Below are 15,788 nucleotides of genomic sequence, written 5' to 3' on the forward strand. Positions count from 1 at the left end.
CGCCAGCCCGTTTCGCCGCTACAATGCCCGCCTAAACCGTGACAGCCCGAACCTATAACGACATGTCCCTTCCAAAGAATCACCTGGAACTGCTCAGCCCTGCCCGTGACGTGGCCATCGCCCGCGAAGCGATCCTGCACGGCGCAGACGCCATCTACATCGGTGGCCCGAGCTTCGGCGCGCGCCATAACGCCTGCAACGAAGTCAGCGATATCGCCGAACTGGTCGAGTTCGCCCATCGCTACCATGCACGCGTGTTCACCACCATCAACACCATCCTCCACGACAACGAGCTGGAGCCCGCGCGCAAGCTGATCCACCAGCTGTACGACGCCGGTGTCGACGCGCTGATCGTGCAGGACCTGGGGGTGATGGAGCTGGATATCCCGCCGATCGAGCTGCACGCCAGCACCCAGACCGACATACGCACCCTGGAACGGGCCAGGTTCCTCGACCAGGCCGGCTTCTCCCAGCTGGTGCTGGCGCGTGAGCTGAACCTGCAGCAGATCCGCGCCATCGCCGCCGAAACCGACGCCGCCATCGAGTTCTTCATCCACGGTGCGCTGTGCGTGGCCTTCTCCGGCCAGTGCAACATCTCCCATGCGCAGACCGGCCGCAGCGCCAACCGCGGCGACTGCTCGCAAGCCTGCCGCCTGCCCTACACCCTGAAGGATGACCAGGGCCGCGTGGTTGCGTTCGAGAAGCACTTGCTGTCGATGAAGGACAACAACCAGACCGCCAACCTGGCCGACCTGGTCGATGCCGGTGTGCGCTCGTTCAAGATCGAAGGCCGCTACAAGGATGTGGCCTATGTGAAGAACATCACCGCCCACTACCGCAAGGAGCTCGACGCCATCCTCGAAGGCCGCCCGGAGCTGGCCCGCGCCTCCAGCGGCCGCACCGAGCACTTCTTCGTGCCCGACCCGGACAAGACCTTCCACCGCGGCAGCACCGACTACTTCGTCACCGACCGCAAGGTCGACATCGGCGCCTTCGACTCGCCAACCTTCACCGGCCTGCCGGTGGGCGTGGTGGAAAAGGTCGGCAAGCGTGACCTGCAGGTGGTCACCGAGGTGCCGCTGACCAACGGCGACGGCCTCAATGTGCTGGTCAAGCGCGAAGTGGTGGGCTTCCGCGCCAACATCGCCGAACCGCGTGGCGAGTTCGAGGAAGACGGCGAGAAGCGTTACCGCTACCGCGTCGAGCCCAACGAAATGCCCGAAGGCCTGCACAAGCTGCGGCCCAACCACCCGCTGTCGCGCAACCTCGACCACAACTGGCAGCAAGCCCTGCAACGCACCTCGGCCGAGCGCCGCGTCGGCGTGCAATGGCAGGCGGTACTGCGCGAACAACGCCTGGCGTTGACCGTCACCAGCGAGGAAGGCGTGAGCGCGCAAGTGGCACTGGACGGCCCGTTCGGCCCGGCCAACAAGCCGCAGCAGGCGCTGGACCAGCTGCACGACCTGCTCGGCCAGCTGGGTACCACCATGTACCACGCCGACAGCATCGAGCTGGACGCCCCGCAGGCGTACTTCGTCCCCAACTCGCAGCTCAAGGCCCTGCGCCGCGAAGCCATCGAGGCGCTGACTGCAGCACGGGTGCAGGCGCACCCGCGTGGCGGGCGCAAGGCCGAGACCACGCCACCGCCGGTTTACCCCGAGTCGCACCTGTCGTTCCTGGCCAACGTGTATAACCAGAAGGCCCGCGACTTCTACCACCGCCACGGCGTGCAACTGATCGACGCGGCCTACGAGGCCCATGAAGAGCACGGCGAAGTGCCGGTGATGATCACCAAGCACTGCCTGCGCTTCTCCTTCAACCTGTGCCCCAAGCAGGCCAAGGGCGTGACCGGCGTGCGCACCAAGGTGGCGCCGATGCAGCTGATCCAGGGTGATGAAGTGCTGACCCTGAAGTTCGACTGCAAGCCGTGCGAAATGCACGTGATCGGCAAGATGAAAAGCCACATCATCGACCTGCCGACCCCGGGCAGCGCGGTTGCGCAGGTGGTTGGGCATATCAGCCCGGAAGACCTGCTGAAGACCATTCCTCGCGGGCCGCATTGATCGGTAGCTTGTAAGGGCCCTTTCGCGGGCACGCCCGCTCCCACAGGGATCTCCACAGTCCTCCATACCTGTGCAGTACCTGTGGGCGGGTTTACCCGCGAACACCGGCGTAGCCGGTGCCATCCACCGCGGCGCCTGCTTCGCGGGTGAACCCGCTCCCACAGGGATCGCGCAAGGTCTTGGGGCTGGCGCCATGCCTGTAGAGGCAATGGCCTTGCTCAAGACCTCGAAGCCTGCACGGTCAATGTGGGAGGGGGCATGCCCGCGAACACCGGCGTAGCCGGTGCCATCCACCGCAGCGCCTGCTTCGCGGGTGAACCCGCTCCCACAGGGATCGCGCAAGGCCCCGGGGCTGGCGCCACGCCTGTAGCGGCAATGGCCTGAATCAAAGACCTTGAGGCCTGCACGGTCAGTGTGGGAGCGGGTTTACCCGCGAACACCGGCGTAGCCGGTGCCATCCACCGCAGCGCCTGCTTCGCGGGCATGCCCGCTCCCACAGGGATCGCGCAAGGCCCCGGGGCTAGCGCCATGCCTGTAGAGGCAATGGCCTAAATCAAAGACCTTGAGGCCTGCACGGTCAGTGTGGGAGCGGGCATGCCCGCGAACACCGGCGTAGCCGGTGCCATCCACCGCGGCGTCTGCTTCGCGGGTGAACCCGCTCCCACAGGGATCGCACCAGTACATGACCTTTGCGCTGCTGCTCAGCGAATCTGATGCTTGTGCAGCAAACGATAGAAAGTCGGCCGCGATATACCTAGCACCTTGGCCGCCACGCTCAGGTTGTCACTGTGCCGGCTCAGTACATCGCACAGCGCCTGGCGCTCGGCCCGGTGCTTGTACTCCTCCAGCGTACCCAGCGGTTGCTGCATCTGGTCAAGGGTCTGCAATCCCAGGTCCTGCGCCTCTATTTGCCGACCTTCGGCCAGCACCAGCCCGCGCCGCACACGGTTGGCCAACTCGCGGACATTGCCCGGCCAGTCATGCCGGCCCATGGCCGCCAGGGCATGGTCGCTGAACGAACGCGGTCGACGCCCGGTTTCCAGACTGTAGAAATGGGCAAAATGGCTGGCCAGCATCGACAAGTCGCCATGACGGTCGCGCAAAGGCGCGGTCACAACCTGCAACACGTTAAGGCGGTAATACAGGTCTTCGCGAAAACGCCCTTGCTCGATGGCCCTTTCCAGGTCCACGTGGGTTGCCGCCAGCACCCGCACATCCACCGGAATCGGCTGGCTGCCCCCCACGCGCTCGATGTGCTTTTCCTGCAGAAAACGCAGCAAGTTGGCCTGCAACTCCAGCGGCAGGTCGCCAATTTCGTCGAGGAACAACGTGCCACCATGAGCCGCTTCGATGCGCCCGGCCTTGCGCTGATGAGCACCGGTGAAGGCGCCCTTCTCATGGCCGAACAGTTCCGACTGGATCAGGTGCTCGGGGATCGCCCCGCAGTTGATGGCAATGAACGGCTGTTCGCTGCGTTGCGACTGACGGTGCAGGGTGCGGGCCACCAGTTCCTTGCCGGTGCCGCTTTCACCGCGGATCAGCACCGGCGATTCAGTAGGCGCCAGCTTGCCCAGCAGCTTGCGCAACTCGCGGATCGGGCGGCTGTCACCGAGCAGCTCGTGGCTGGTTTCATCCACCCTCGCCAGCCCTTTGCCACGCAGGCGCGCCATGCCGAAGGCCCGGCCCAGGGTGACCTGCACGCGGGAAACGTCGAACGGCAAGGTGTGGAAGTCGAAGAACCATTCACAAACGAAATCGCCGACGGCCGGCATGCGCAACTGTTCGGCGCTGAGCACGGCAATCCATTCGGTGTTGCTGCGCTTGATCAAGTCCTTGACCCCGTCCGGGCGCCTGAGGTGCGACGCCTGCAAGCGCAACAGGCCCACATCGCAAGGATGATCCAGCGCGGCACCGAGCATGCAGCTGTCCACATCCCAGCCTGCGCTGCGCAATCCAGGCAACAAACGGTGGCAGTCATCGCAGGGGTCGACGATGAGCAAACGGCGTAGAGCGGCAGGCTGCTGCATGACCGATCCTTGGCGCCAGTTTTCGGTTTTTTGAAATAAAACAGTAAGTTGTGGCGCCCGATTAACAGTAGCAACGAAGTTGACGGTTCCCAGTACCGTCTGTCTGCCGAATCATTTTTTTACAATCAGTGACGGGAATTTTCGCACTTTATCGACATCACATGGCGGCATGGGCAAGAACGGATTCGAACCTGGCAAATTTTTTTACAACCAATGTGTGACTCGCCACCGGACAACGAGCATCAGTACACATAACCCCGCGCTGCACTTCGCGATAACCGAGGCGACTTTGAAGCAACGCGGACTTACCTGGATGTTTGGGACCATAGAGAGACCGAACCATGAATGCCCCGCTCCGTGTCAACGAAGCACTGCTGATTGCCGACCACGCCTTCGAACCTTTCCAGTGCGTAGCCTGGGATGCACCCAACGGTACTGGTGAACTGAGCCTGGCAGTGATCGACCGGACCAGCACCCGCATCGGCAGCAAGCAAGTGTCCTCGCGTATCTACTCCGACCCGGCCCAGTGGGCCAGCCTGATCGAGGAAGTGCGCGCCGAACTGTGCGAAAAAGGTTACGACCTGCAACCGTGGTCGATGCCGAAATAATATCGGCCGGCAAACCAAGTGCGTGCACCGCCACGCACTTGTACAACTTCCGGGTTGCTGTTCTGGCAACTTTTCTTATTGCGACATAGTGTCGCATCGATACTTTTTCAATCCACCAACCTGAACTGTTGCAGGTGCTGGTAATCAGCCTGAAGTTGTTGCGCCAGACGCTGCGCACGGCCCAGGCGCACCGGCGCCAGTTCCATATCCACCAGCAAAGTGGCGCACGGCATCGGCTGCACGGCATTCCAGTGCTGCAGGCGACCGTCGGTAAACACCAGGCAGCGCAATGCTTCTTCAGGGTGGGCCCGTTGCCGCGCCTGCAACCAGTGCCGAGCCTGTTCCAGTGCTGCGATCAACGGCGTGCCGCCACCGGCACCCAAGGCTTGCAGCCAGGGTTGCAAAGCGGCCGAGGCCTTCAGGCCGTGGCGCTGCCACTGCGGCGTGCGCCCGCTGGCGGTAAGCAGGGCCAGCCGGGCACGCTGGCGGTAGGCCTGGTCGAACAGCGCCGCCAGCAGCCCTTTGGTTTGTGCCAGCGCCTGGTGGCGGCGGGTCGAGGCCGACGCATCGACGATTACCAGCCACAGTTCTGCGGGCCTGGCCTGGCGTTGCTGCCAGCACAGGTCCTGGCGCTGGCGTGGCCGGCCCTTGAGCAGGGTCGGCAGCCAGGCCACCCGACCGGCCGTGGCACTGCGCGACCGGCCTCGGCTGGCAACGTACTGCTTGCCTGCGCCTGCTTTGGCATCCACCCCTTTGGCAGGTGGCTGGGGGATGCTCAGGGCTTTTTTGCCCAGTTCGGCACCTCGCGGCGGGCGCCGCTGGCCACCGGCTGCGCCGCCATCGCACCCCAGTCGCCCTGCCCGCCCTGTTCGCCAGGGTTGCCTGCGCCTTGCCGACTGGGCTGTTGCTCAGGCTGCTGCGGCGCCGCAGGCGGGTTGGCCTGGGGCGCAACGCGGCGGCGATGGCGCAAGGCGAACTCGGCCACTGCATCGACATCGGCCTCTTCGATGGCCTCGCCACCGCGCCAGGCACAGTGGGCGCGTGCGGCGCGCAGCCAGACCAGGTCGGCGCGCAGGCCGTCGACCCCGGCGGCGTAGCAGCGTTCGGTGATCCAGGCCAGCGCCTGGTCGTCCAGGGCAATGCCGGCCAGGGCCTGGCGCGCCGCCTGGCAGCGCTCGCGCAATTGCGCCTGGGCCTCGGCCCATTGCGCGCAGAAGGCCTTCGGGTCGCTGTCGAAGGCCAGGCGGCGGCGAATGATCTGCTGGCGCGCTTCAGGCTCGGGCAAGCCTTCCAGGGCCACGTTGAGGCCAAAGCGGTCGAGCAACTGCGGGCGCAGTTCGCCCTCCTCCGGGTTCATGGTGCCGATCAGTACGAAGCGGGCACTGTGCCGGTGCGAGATGCCGTCGCGCTCGATGCGGTTGGTGCCACTGGCTGCCACGTCGAGCAGCAGGTCGACCAGGGTATCGGGCAGCAGGTTGACCTCATCGACATACAGCACGCCGCCATCGGCCTGGGCCAGCACCCCGGGGGAAAACTGCGCCTTGCCCTGCCCCAGCGCGGCATCCAGGTCGAGGGTGCCGACCAACCGTTCTTCACTGGCGCCCAGCGGCAAGGTGACGAACGGGCCCTCGCCGAGCAGGTCGGCCAGGCCACGGGCCAGGGTGCTCTTGGCCATGCCACGCGGCCCCTCGATCAGCACGCCGCCGATCTTCGGGTCGATGGCGGTCAGGCACAGCGCCAGTTTCAGGTCGTCGGCACCGACCACGGCTGCCAGTGGAAATTGCACGGGTTCACTCATTTCAAGCCTGTTCCTCGCCGTCGAGCAGTTGTTCCTCGAGGGCTTCGCGGTAGTCGCCAGGCGCCTGCCACAGGCCGCGCTGCTGGGCCTCCAGCAAACGCTCGGTAAGGTCGCGCAGGGCCTCGGGGTTGTGCTCGCGCATGAAGTCGCGGGTCGCCGGGTCGAGCACGTAGGCATCGGCCAGCGCCTGGTAATGATGGTCGTCGATCAGCTGCGTGGTGGCGTCGAAGGCGAACAGGTTGTCGACCGTCGCCGCCATCTCGAAGGCGCCTTTGTAGCCATGGCGCTTGACCCCGTCGATCCACTTCGGGTTCAGCGCCCGGGCGCGGATGACCCGGTTCAGCTCTTCCTTGAGGGTGCGGATGCGCGGCCGGTCGGCCTGGCTGTGGTCGCCGTGGTAACTGGCCACTGCCGCACCAGACAAGGTTTCCGACGCCGCCAGCATGCCACCCTGGAACTGGTAGTAGTCGTTGGAATCGAGCAGGTCGTGTTCGTGGTTGTCCTGGTTCTGCAGCACCGCCTGCACCTTGGCCAGGCGCTGGGCGAACTGGGCCCGGGCCGGGGTACCGTCGTCGCTGGCGCCGTAGGCATAGCCGCCGTGGTTGAGGTAGACCTCGGCCAGGTCGTCGCGGCTGTGCCACAGGCGCCCGTCGATGGCGTTCTGCACCCCGGCGCCGTAGGCCCCGGGCTTGGCACCGAACACCCGCCAGCCAGCCTGGCGCGCGGCCTGCTCGGCGTCCACGCCCTGCGCCTGCAGCGCGGCACGCTCGCTACGCACGCGGGCGGCCAGGGGGTTGAGATCGTCGGGCTCGTCCAGCGCGGCCACCGCCTGCACTGCGGCATCGAACAGGCGGATGAGGTTGCCGAAGGCATCACGGAAAAAGCCGGAAACGCGCAAGGTCACGTCCACCCGCGGTCGGTCGAGCAGGCTGAGCGGCAGGATCTCGAAATCGTCGACCCGCTGGCTGCCGGTGGCCCACACCGGTCGCACGCCCATCAGCGCCATGGCCTGGGCGATGTCGTCGCCACCGGTACGCATGGTTGCCGTGCCCCACACCGAAAGGCCGAGTTGGCGCAGGTGATCGCCGTGGTCCTGCAGGTGGCGTTCGAGGATCAGGTTGGCCGAGGCGAAGCCCAGGCGCCAGGCGGTGGTGGTGGGCAGGTTGCGCACATCCACGGTATAGAAGTTGCGACCGGTGGGCAGCACGTCCAGGCGCCCACGGCTGGGCGCACCACTGGGGCCGGCGGGCACGAAACGCCCGGCCAGCGCCGCCAGCAGGCCATTCATTTCGGCGCTGCCGCAGGCATCCAGGCTGGGTGCCACCGCTTCGCGCAGCGCCTGCACCACGTCGTGCACCGGCTGCCATTCGCTCTGGGCTGGTAACTGTGCGGTGCCGCCCAGCGCCTGGTCGATTACCTGCAGCGCCAACAGTTCGAGGCGTTCGCGGGTATCGCCACAGGTGCGCCAGGGCTCGCTGCTCATGGCCTGCAACTGCTCGGGGCGTGCGCCCTGCCATGGCTGCCCGAGTTCGCAATCGAGCGGGTCGAAACCTGGCACCAGCGCCTTGGCCAAAGCCCGCAGCAGGCTGGCATTGCCGCCGCGACCGTCGCCACGCTCGACCCGCAACAGCGCCAGCAAGGTATCCAGGCGCAGCCGGCCTTCCGGGGACTGGCCGAACACATGCAGGCCATCGCGAATCTGCGATTCCTTCAGGTCGCACAGGTAGGTGTCCAGGCGTGGCAGCCACACGGCGGCATCGTCCAGTTGGCCTTCCAGCTGCAGTTCGCGGTCGATGTGGTTGGCCTTGACCAGTTCGAGAATGTCGCGCTGCAACTCGCGGGCGCGCCGCGGGTCGAGCAGCTGCGCTTCGTAGAACTCATCGGCCAATTGCTCCAGGTGGCGCAACGGGCCATAGGTTTCGGCACGGGTCAGCGGCGGCATCAGGTGGTCGATGATCACCGCCTGGGTGCGGCGCTTGGCCTGGGCACCCTCGCCCGGGTCGTTGACGATGAACGGGTAGATATTCGGCAGCGGGCCGAGCAAGGCGTCCGGCCAGCACTGCGCCGACAACCCGACGCCCTTGCCGGGCAGCCATTCGAGGTTGCCGTGCTTGCCGACGTGGATCACCGCGTCGGCGGCAAAGGCATGGCGCAGCCAGAAGTGAAACGCCAGGTAGCCGTGCGGCGGCACCAGGTCCGGGTCGTGGTACACCGCGCTGGGGTCCACCTGGTAGCCCCGCGCCGGCTGAATGCCGACGAAGGTCAAGCCAAAGCGCAGGCCGGCCACCATCAGCCGGCCACTGCGGTACATCGGGTCCTGCTGCGGTGGTCCCCAGCGTTCCAGCACAGCCTGGCGGTTGGCCTCGGGCAGGCGCTCGAAGGCGGCCTGGTAGTCGGCCAGGCTGAGGCTCTGCGCGCAGGGGCGCAGGTCCAGATGGTCGAGGTCGTTGGTCACGCCGCCGAGCAACTGGTGGATCAGTTGCGTGCCACTGCCCGGCAAGTCGGCCAGCGGATAGCCTTCGGCCTGCAGGGCCTTGAGGATGTTCAGCGCCGCCGCTGGCGTGTCCAGGCCAACGCCGTTGCCAATGCGGCCATCCCGGGTCGGGTAGTTGGCCAGCACCAGGGCCACGCGCTTTTGCGCATTCGGCAGGCGCGCCAGCTCGACCCAGCGGCGGGCCAGTTCGGCGACAAAGTCCATGCGCTCGGGGTGGGCGCGGTAGCAGACCACGTCGGACTGGCTGCGCTCGCTGCGCCAGGCCATGTCCTTGAAACTGACCGGGCGGGTGATGATGCGCCCGTCCAGTTCGGGCAGGGCAATGTGCATGGCCAGGTCACGCGCCCCCAGGCCCTGCTCGCTGGCTTCCCAGCCGGGCTGGTTGTCTTGCGCGCAGATGGCCTGCAGCACCGGGATGTCGCGACGGAACGGGCGCAGGTTGGGCCGTTCGGGGCTGGACAGGGCAAAGCCGGTGGTGTTGACCAGCACTTCGGCACCCACCTCGTCCAGCCAGGCTTCGACCTGCTCCAGGCAGGCGCTTTCCTTGAGGCTGGCCACGGCGATCGGCAACGGGTTGAGCCCGGCGGCCTGCAGGCGCTGGCAGAACACATCGATGAACGCGGTGTTGGCCGCCTGCAGGTGCGAGCGGTAGAACAGCAGTGGCGCCACCGGCTGTTCGGGATGCCACTGCGGGTACCAGTCCTCCAGCGTGGCGCTGCCCTTGGCCGGGTGATACACGGCGGTGCGCGGCAAAGGCTGCGGCTCGTCCCAGGCATAGTCGCGGCCCAGCCACTGGCTGGCCAGGCAGTTGAACAGGTTGATGGCGTTGGCCTTGCCGCCCTGGCGCAAGTAGTGCCAGAGGCGTTCGGCCTGCTCGCCGCTGACACTGCCCAGGCTGGTCAGCTCCGGGTCCGGGCGGTCGTCGCCCGGCACCAGGATCAGTTGCACGCCACGGCCAGCCAGTTCGACCAGTTGCTCGACGCCATAGCGCCAGTAACCGACGCCGCCGTGCAGCGACACCAGGATGACCTTGGCATGGCGCAGCACCTGGTCGACGTACAGGTCGACCGAGGCATGGTTCTGTACCTGCATCGGGTTGGCCAGGCGCAGGCTGGGGTAATTCTCGGGCAATTGCTCGGCGGTATCGGCGAGCAATGCCAGGTGCGAATCGCCGCTGCAGAGAATCACCAGCTCGGCGGGCGTCTGGCCGAGGTCGGCAATGCTGTCATCCGGCACGAAGCCGCCGGGCTGGGTCCGCAGCAGGTGCATGGGTCAGGCGCCCAGTGCCTGGCGCAGGCGCGCTTCCAGCTGGGCGGCGTCGAGGTCCTGGCCGATCAGCACCAGGCGAGTGATGCGCGGCTCGTCGGCGCGCCAGGCGCGGTCGAAGTGCTTGTCGAAACGGGTGCCCACGCCTTGTACCAGCAGGCGCATAGGCTTGCCCGGGATGGCAGCGAAGCCTTTGGCGCGCAGGATGCCGAACTCCACCACCAGCTGGGTCAGGGCGTCGAGCAGCAGGCTTTCGTCGGCTTCGGGCAGGTCGATGGAGATGGAGTCGAAGGCGTCGTGGTCATGATCGTCATGGTCATCGCCGTCATGATGCGAATCGTGGTGGGTACGGCGGCCATCGATGTGCGCCTCGGACTCGGCGCCCACGCCCAGCAGCACCTCCAGCGGCAGCTTGCCGCTGCTGGCCTCGATCACCTTGACCGCCGGCGGCAGTTCTTCGGCCACCTCGGCGCGGACCTTGGCCAGGCCTTCGGCGTCGATCAGGTCGGCCTTGTTCAGCACCACCAGGTCGGCGCTGGCCAGCTGGTCGGCGAACAGTTCGTGCAGCGGCGACTCGTGGTCCAGGTTGGGGTCGAGCTTGCGCTGGGCATCGACCTGGTCCGGGTAGGCGGCGAAGGTGCCGGCGGCCACGGCCGGGCTGTCGACCACCGTGATCACCGCGTCGACGGTGCAGGCATTGCGGATTTCCGGCCACTGGAAGGCTTGCACCAGCGGTTTGGGCAGGGCCAGGCCGCTGGTTTCGATGAGGATATGGTCCAGGTCGCCACGGCGTGCCACCAGCTCGCGCATCACCGGGAAGAACTCTTCCTGCACGGTGCAGCACAGGCAGCCGTTGGCCAGCTCGTAGACGCGGCCGGTGGCTTCTTCTTCGGTGCAACCGATGCTGCACTGTTTGAGGATTTCGCCGTCGATGCCCAGTTCGCCGAACTCGTTGACGATCACCGCAATGCGGCGGCCCTGGGCGTTGTCGAGCATGTGGCGCAGCAAGGTAGTCTTGCCCGAGCCGAGGAAGCCGGTGACGATGGTGACGGGGAGCTTGGCCAGTGTTTTCATGTCGCATTGCCCTTGGCAGATTGGCGCGGGCATGCAGGACGACAGCCACGGGCCAGGCCGGCCGGGCTTGTTCGCCACCGGATCACCCCGCCCGGTTGAAAGTCGAAAACGTGACGAGGCAGGTCTCCTGGCTCGCACCGTTCCATGTGCCCGCTGGTGCAGCGGGCTGGCGGGATGACGCCTTCCCGCGCGCGGGCGCAGTGGCTGTGTCGATCCGTTGTCGGTGCTTACAGTTGCGGGGGCAGCCGCGGCTTGTACCGCGTTCCCGTCTTAGCTTCGGCCTGGCCGAAGAACCTCGAAGTGGCAAGGCTACGCAGTGGCTGGCGGGTGGTCAACCATTGCTGTCGGGCTGGCCGACAACAAGTGGCGCAACTGCGTTACAGTGGTGGCTTTGAGCAGCGAGGCCCCCCGGTGAAACCCCTGAACAAGCGCGATATGGCACGCCTGGAGCGTGAACTGGTGGTTTGCCTGACCGAAGCCTGCGAAACCGCCAAGGCGGAGATCGTCGGTTTCAGCTGGCTTACCCATCGTCTGGCTCCCGAGGATTTTCCGGCCAGCCTGCGTATTACCTGGGTGTTCGAGCGAGAGGCCGACAAGGCTGCCGCCGTGGCGGGCGACGCGAAGGTACGCATGCTGGCGCTGACCGGCCTGGCTTTGGAACAGGCCGGCATTCAACTGGATCATCCGGCCTGGCATGTGCGGTTTGACAGTGAAGAGGCCTGCCAGCAGAGCCACGGGGGCGACTGGAGCAAGCGCTTGATGGGGCGCTGAACCAGGGGCATGCGCGGTCCTGGCTCTTCCTGCCTGCACTGGGCACCGGCTTCGCCGGTGTTCGCGGGCACGCCCGCTCCCACAGGGGCCGCGGCGCACTCGCGGAATGTGTTTTCCCGCGACAACGATGCCTCTATCCGTTAGGCTACGCATTCCCCTGTCACGAGGTATTCGTCCAATGCGCCATTGATGCCGCCGTCCCTTCGACGGCCAGTCTTCAGCCTCCGGTTCCCTCCGGAGATGTCGCGGCATTTGTGGAGTTGTGCATGACGAACACGTCGATCCTGACGCTGGACAGCGTCTCCTTGGCCTTGCCTGATGGCAGGCTGTTATTTACCGACCTCAGCGAAACCTTCGACCAACGCCGCACCGGCCTGGTCGGGCGCAACGGTGTGGGCAAGAGCCTGCTCGGGCAGATACTTGCCGGCCAGCGCGAACCAAGCAGCGGCCAGTGTCGGCGCCTTGGGCGCATCCATCTTCTGGACCAGCAGGTGATCGAGCGCAGCGCCACGGTCGCCGACCTGGCCCAGGTGGGCGCGGTGCTCGCTGCGCTGGAGCGCATCGAGCAAGGCAGCGTCGCACCCAGTGACTTCGACACCGTCGGCGAACGCTGGGATATCCGCGAGCAATTGCAGGGGCACCTGCAACGCCACGGCCTGGGCCAGCTCGACTGGCACCAGCCCGCCCACAGCCTGAGCGGTGGCCAGGCCATGCGCGTGGCGCTGGTCGGCGCCTGGCTCAGCGAAGCGGACTACCTGATCCTCGACGAACCGAGCAATCACCTGGACAGCAACGCCCGCGCCCAACTGCTGAGCATGATCGAAGCCTGGGACCGGGGCTTGCTGGTGATCAGCCATGATCGCAGCCTGCTCGCGCACATGACGCGCATCGTCGAATTGTCCAGCCTGGGCTTGCAGGCCTATGGCGGCAACTACAGCTTCTATTCGGCCCAGAAAGCCAGCCAGACGGCGCTGGCCCAACAGCAACTAGCCCGGCTGAAACAGGAGCAGCAACGCCAGGCGCGCGAACTGCAGCGCCAGCGCGAAGACCTGGAACGTCATCAAGCCCGCGCCGGGCGCAACGCCAGGCACGCCAACCAGGCCAAGATCCTGGTCGATCGCCAGCAGGAACGCAGCCAGGCCACTGCGGGCAAGCAGCGCCGCGACCATCGCGACGCCCGGCAGGCGCTGCAGGGCAAAGTGCGTGACGCCGCCCGCGAAGTCGAGCAGGACAGCGCCATTACCCTGCATGCACCCACGCCGCAGCGTCATCCGGGCCGCGAAGTGCTGGCCTTGCAAGCGCTGCACCTGCCCCGCGGCACGCGCAAACCACTGAACCTGCGCTTGTGCCTGGGCCAGCGGGTGGGCCTGGTTGGCGCCAATGGCAGTGGCAAGTCCACCCTGCTCAGGCTGATCAACGGTGAGTTGCCAGCCCCGCCCGACAGCCTGCGCCTCAGTGGTGAAACCGCCCTGCTCGATCAGCACTGCAGCGCACTACCAGGCCACACCAGCGTGCTCGACCACCTGCGCCAGGCAAACCCGACCCTGGCCCAGGGCGACTTGCGCAGCCGCCTGGCGCAACTGGGCCTGGATGCGGCCCGCATCGAACTGCCCAGCGGCCTGCTCAGCGGCGGAGAGCGGATGAAGGCAGCACTGGCCGCCGTGCTATACCGCGAACGGCCGCTCGACCTGTTGCTGCTGGACGAACCCGGCAACCACCTGGACCTGCCGTCACTGGCCGCACTGGAACACATGCTCGGGCAGTTTCGCGGGGCGCTGGTGGTGGCGTCCCACGACCAGGTACTGCTCGACCAGCTGGCGCTGGACGAGTACCTGCACCTGTAGAAGCCGCAATGAATGCATTGCAGGCTATCAATTCGTGACTGGCCGTTCCCGATCTGCCACGGATGTATTATGGTGGCGTGGTGCGCATATAACAGCAGCCCGAGCAATCGGGCACTTGCAAGACAATGAGGGTGTCATGAGCAACGAAAGCATTAATTGGGACAAGCTGGGTTTCGACTACATCAAGACCGACAAACGCTACCTGTCCGTATGGCGCAATGGCGAGTGGGACAAAGGCACCCTGACCGAAGACAACGTACTGCACATCAGTGAAGGCTCCACGGCCCTGCACTACGGCCAGCAGTGCTTCGAAGGCCTCAAGGCCTACCGTTGCAAGGACGGTTCGATCAACCTGTTCCGCCCGGACCAGAACGCCGCCCGCATGCAGCGCAGCTGCGCCCGCCTGCTGATGCCGCAGGTGCCGACCGATGTGTTCATCGAGGCGTGCAAGCAAGTGGTCAAGGCCAACGAGAAGTTCGTGCCACCGCATGGTAAAGGCGCCCTCTACCTGCGTCCGTTCGTGATCGGCACCGGTGACAACATTGGCGTGCGCACCGCCCCCGAGTTCATCTTCTCGATCTTCGCCATCCCGGTTGGCTCGTACTTCAAGGGCGGCATGAAGCCGCACAACTTCCAGATCTCCAGCTTCGACCGCGCAGCCCCGCAAGGCACTGGCGCGGCCAAGGTCGGTGGCAACTACGCCGCCAGCCTGCAGCCGGGTGCAGAAGCGAAGAAAGCCAACTTCGCCGACGCCATCTACCTCGACCCGCTGACCCACACCAAGATCGAGGAAGTCGGTTCGGCCAACTTCTTCGGCATCACCGCCAACAACGAGTTCGTCACCCCGAAATCGGCTTCGGTGCTGCCAGGCATCACCCGCCTGTCGCTGATGGAACTGGCGCAATCGCGCCTGGGCCTGACCGTGATCGAAGGCGATGTGGAAATCAACAAGCTGGACCGCTTCATCGAAGCCGGCGCCTGCGGTACCGCTGCGGTGATCACCCCGATCGGCGGCATCGAGTACAACGGCAAGCTGCACGTGTTCCACGACCTGGAAAAGGTCGGCCCGGTTACCCAGAAGCTCTACAACGAGCTGACCGGTATCCAGAGCGGTGACGTGGAAGCACCAGCTGGCTGGATCGTCAAGGTTGCCTGAGGCGCTTTAACGGTTTGAAAAACGGGGCATGCCAGCGATGGCATGCCCCGTTTTTTATTGGCTGACGCGGTCAACTGGCACCGGCTGCGCCGGTGTTCGCGGCTAAAGCCGCTCCCACAGGTACAGCGCAAGCCTGAAGCCTGCGCCGTCCCTGTAGGAGCGGCCTTGTGTCGCGAAAGGGCTGCGAAGCGGCCCCAGGATATCCGCACGATGCACAAATCGAAAGGCCGCGCAGGCAGGTAGTTCTCATGCAAGGCGACGCTGCATCAGCAGGTGCCGGGCTTTGTCGAAGGCCCAGTTGTACAGCACGGTGTAGGGCAGGATGATCACAAAGAAGCCCAACTCCACCATGAACGCCTGCAGCAACGAAATCTCCAGCATCCACGCCGCCACCGGCAGGCACCACACCACCAGCCCGGCTTCGAAGCCCAGGCCGTGCACAAAGCGTGCGCTGGCCTTCCAGTGGATGCGCTCGACCTGCACGTAGCGATCGACCAGCGCGTTGTAGACCATGTTCCACAGCATGGCGATCACCGACAGGGTCACCGCCAGCGCCCCTGCCGTCGCCAGCGACTTGCCCATGATCCAGGACAACAGCGGCGCACACAGCAGCACGGCGAACACTTCATAACCGACGGCGTGAACCAGGCGTTCGGTGAAAGAGACGTTTTTCATTGCAAATTCCAT

11 protein-coding genes and 1 riboswitch are annotated in these 15,788 nt (G+C 65.8%); of the genes, 5 read left to right on the top strand and 6 right to left on the bottom strand.

Going from position 1 to position 15,788, the window contains the following annotated elements:
* Positions 1 to 62 precede the first annotated feature (62 nt).
* Positions 63 to 2,063: a U32 family peptidase gene (locus ACGLHT_RS22560; RefSeq protein WP_274079656.1), complete on the top strand. Its 2,001-nt coding sequence runs from the start codon at positions 63 to 65 to the stop codon at positions 2,061 to 2,063.
* 701 nt (positions 2,064 to 2,764) lie between these two features.
* On the opposite strand, the gene ACGLHT_RS22565 is transcribed toward ACGLHT_RS22560, so the two are convergent.
* On the bottom strand, positions 2,765 to 4,090 hold the full coding sequence (locus ACGLHT_RS22565) for a sigma-54 dependent transcriptional regulator (RefSeq protein ID WP_025338922.1): 1,326 nt from the start codon (positions 4,088 to 4,090) through the stop codon (positions 2,765 to 2,767).
* 341 nt (positions 4,091 to 4,431) lie between these two features.
* Here ACGLHT_RS22565 and ACGLHT_RS22570 point away from each other — a divergent pair, with 341 nt between their 5' ends.
* Positions 4,432 to 4,698: a hypothetical protein gene (locus ACGLHT_RS22570; RefSeq protein ID WP_013972506.1), complete on the top strand. Its 267-nt coding sequence runs from the start codon at positions 4,432 to 4,434 to the stop codon at positions 4,696 to 4,698.
* A 107-nt stretch (positions 4,699 to 4,805) separates the two neighbouring features.
* Here ACGLHT_RS22570 and ACGLHT_RS22575 read toward each other — a convergent pair whose 3' ends face one another.
* The 4 genes from ACGLHT_RS22575 to cobW all read right to left on the bottom strand — a co-directional run bounded on the left by ACGLHT_RS22575 (position 4,806) and on the right by cobW (position 11,330).
* Entirely contained in the window at positions 4,806 to 5,372 is a 567-nt protein-coding gene (locus ACGLHT_RS22575) for a VWA domain-containing protein (RefSeq protein WP_137164793.1), read from the bottom strand.
* A gap of 101 nt (positions 5,373 to 5,473) precedes the next feature.
* Positions 5,474 to 6,496, bottom strand: coding sequence for an ATP-binding protein (locus ACGLHT_RS22580; RefSeq protein WP_274120901.1), 1,023 nt, complete (start codon positions 6,494 to 6,496; stop codon positions 5,474 to 5,476).
* 1 nt (position 6,497) lies between these two features.
* Positions 6,498 to 10,259, bottom strand: coding sequence for a cobaltochelatase subunit CobN (cobN, locus tag ACGLHT_RS22585; RefSeq protein WP_274120900.1), 3,762 nt, complete (start codon positions 10,257 to 10,259; stop codon positions 6,498 to 6,500).
* Positions 10,260 to 10,262: 3 nt separating this feature from the next.
* A complete protein-coding gene (gene cobW / locus ACGLHT_RS22590) occupies positions 10,263 to 11,330 on the bottom strand; it encodes a cobalamin biosynthesis protein CobW (protein WP_085602303.1) in 1,068 nt (355 codons plus the stop codon).
* A 99-nt stretch (positions 11,331 to 11,429) separates the two neighbouring features.
* Positions 11,430 to 11,643, bottom strand: a riboswitch (cobalamin riboswitch).
* A gap of 98 nt (positions 11,644 to 11,741) precedes the next feature.
* On the opposite strand from cobW, the gene ACGLHT_RS22595 reads away from it, so the two are divergent.
* From ACGLHT_RS22595 to ACGLHT_RS22605, 3 genes are all read left to right on the top strand, one after another.
* Complete coding sequence (locus ACGLHT_RS22595; RefSeq protein WP_112254063.1) at positions 11,742 to 12,101, top strand: hypothetical protein; 360 nt, start codon at positions 11,742 to 11,744, stop codon at positions 12,099 to 12,101.
* 266 nt (positions 12,102 to 12,367) lie between these two features.
* Entirely contained in the window at positions 12,368 to 13,945 is a 1,578-nt protein-coding gene (locus tag ACGLHT_RS22600) for an ATP-binding cassette domain-containing protein (RefSeq protein ID WP_274079652.1), read from the top strand.
* Positions 13,946 to 14,081: 136 nt separating this feature from the next.
* Positions 14,082 to 15,101: a branched-chain amino acid aminotransferase gene (locus tag ACGLHT_RS22605; protein WP_013972500.1), complete on the top strand. Its 1,020-nt coding sequence runs from the start codon at positions 14,082 to 14,084 to the stop codon at positions 15,099 to 15,101.
* Positions 15,102 to 15,347: 246 nt separating this feature from the next.
* Here ACGLHT_RS22605 and ACGLHT_RS22610 read toward each other — a convergent pair whose 3' ends face one another.
* Positions 15,348 to 15,776: a multidrug/biocide efflux PACE transporter gene (locus tag ACGLHT_RS22610; protein ID WP_039614872.1), complete on the bottom strand. Its 429-nt coding sequence runs from the start codon at positions 15,774 to 15,776 to the stop codon at positions 15,348 to 15,350.
* Between the last annotated feature and the right edge of the window lie 12 nt (positions 15,777 to 15,788).

The sequence above is a fragment of the Pseudomonas sp. PsB genome, from assembly GCF_043658375.1.
Classification (GTDB): domain Bacteria; phylum Pseudomonadota; class Gammaproteobacteria; order Pseudomonadales; family Pseudomonadaceae; genus Aquipseudomonas; species Aquipseudomonas putida_Z.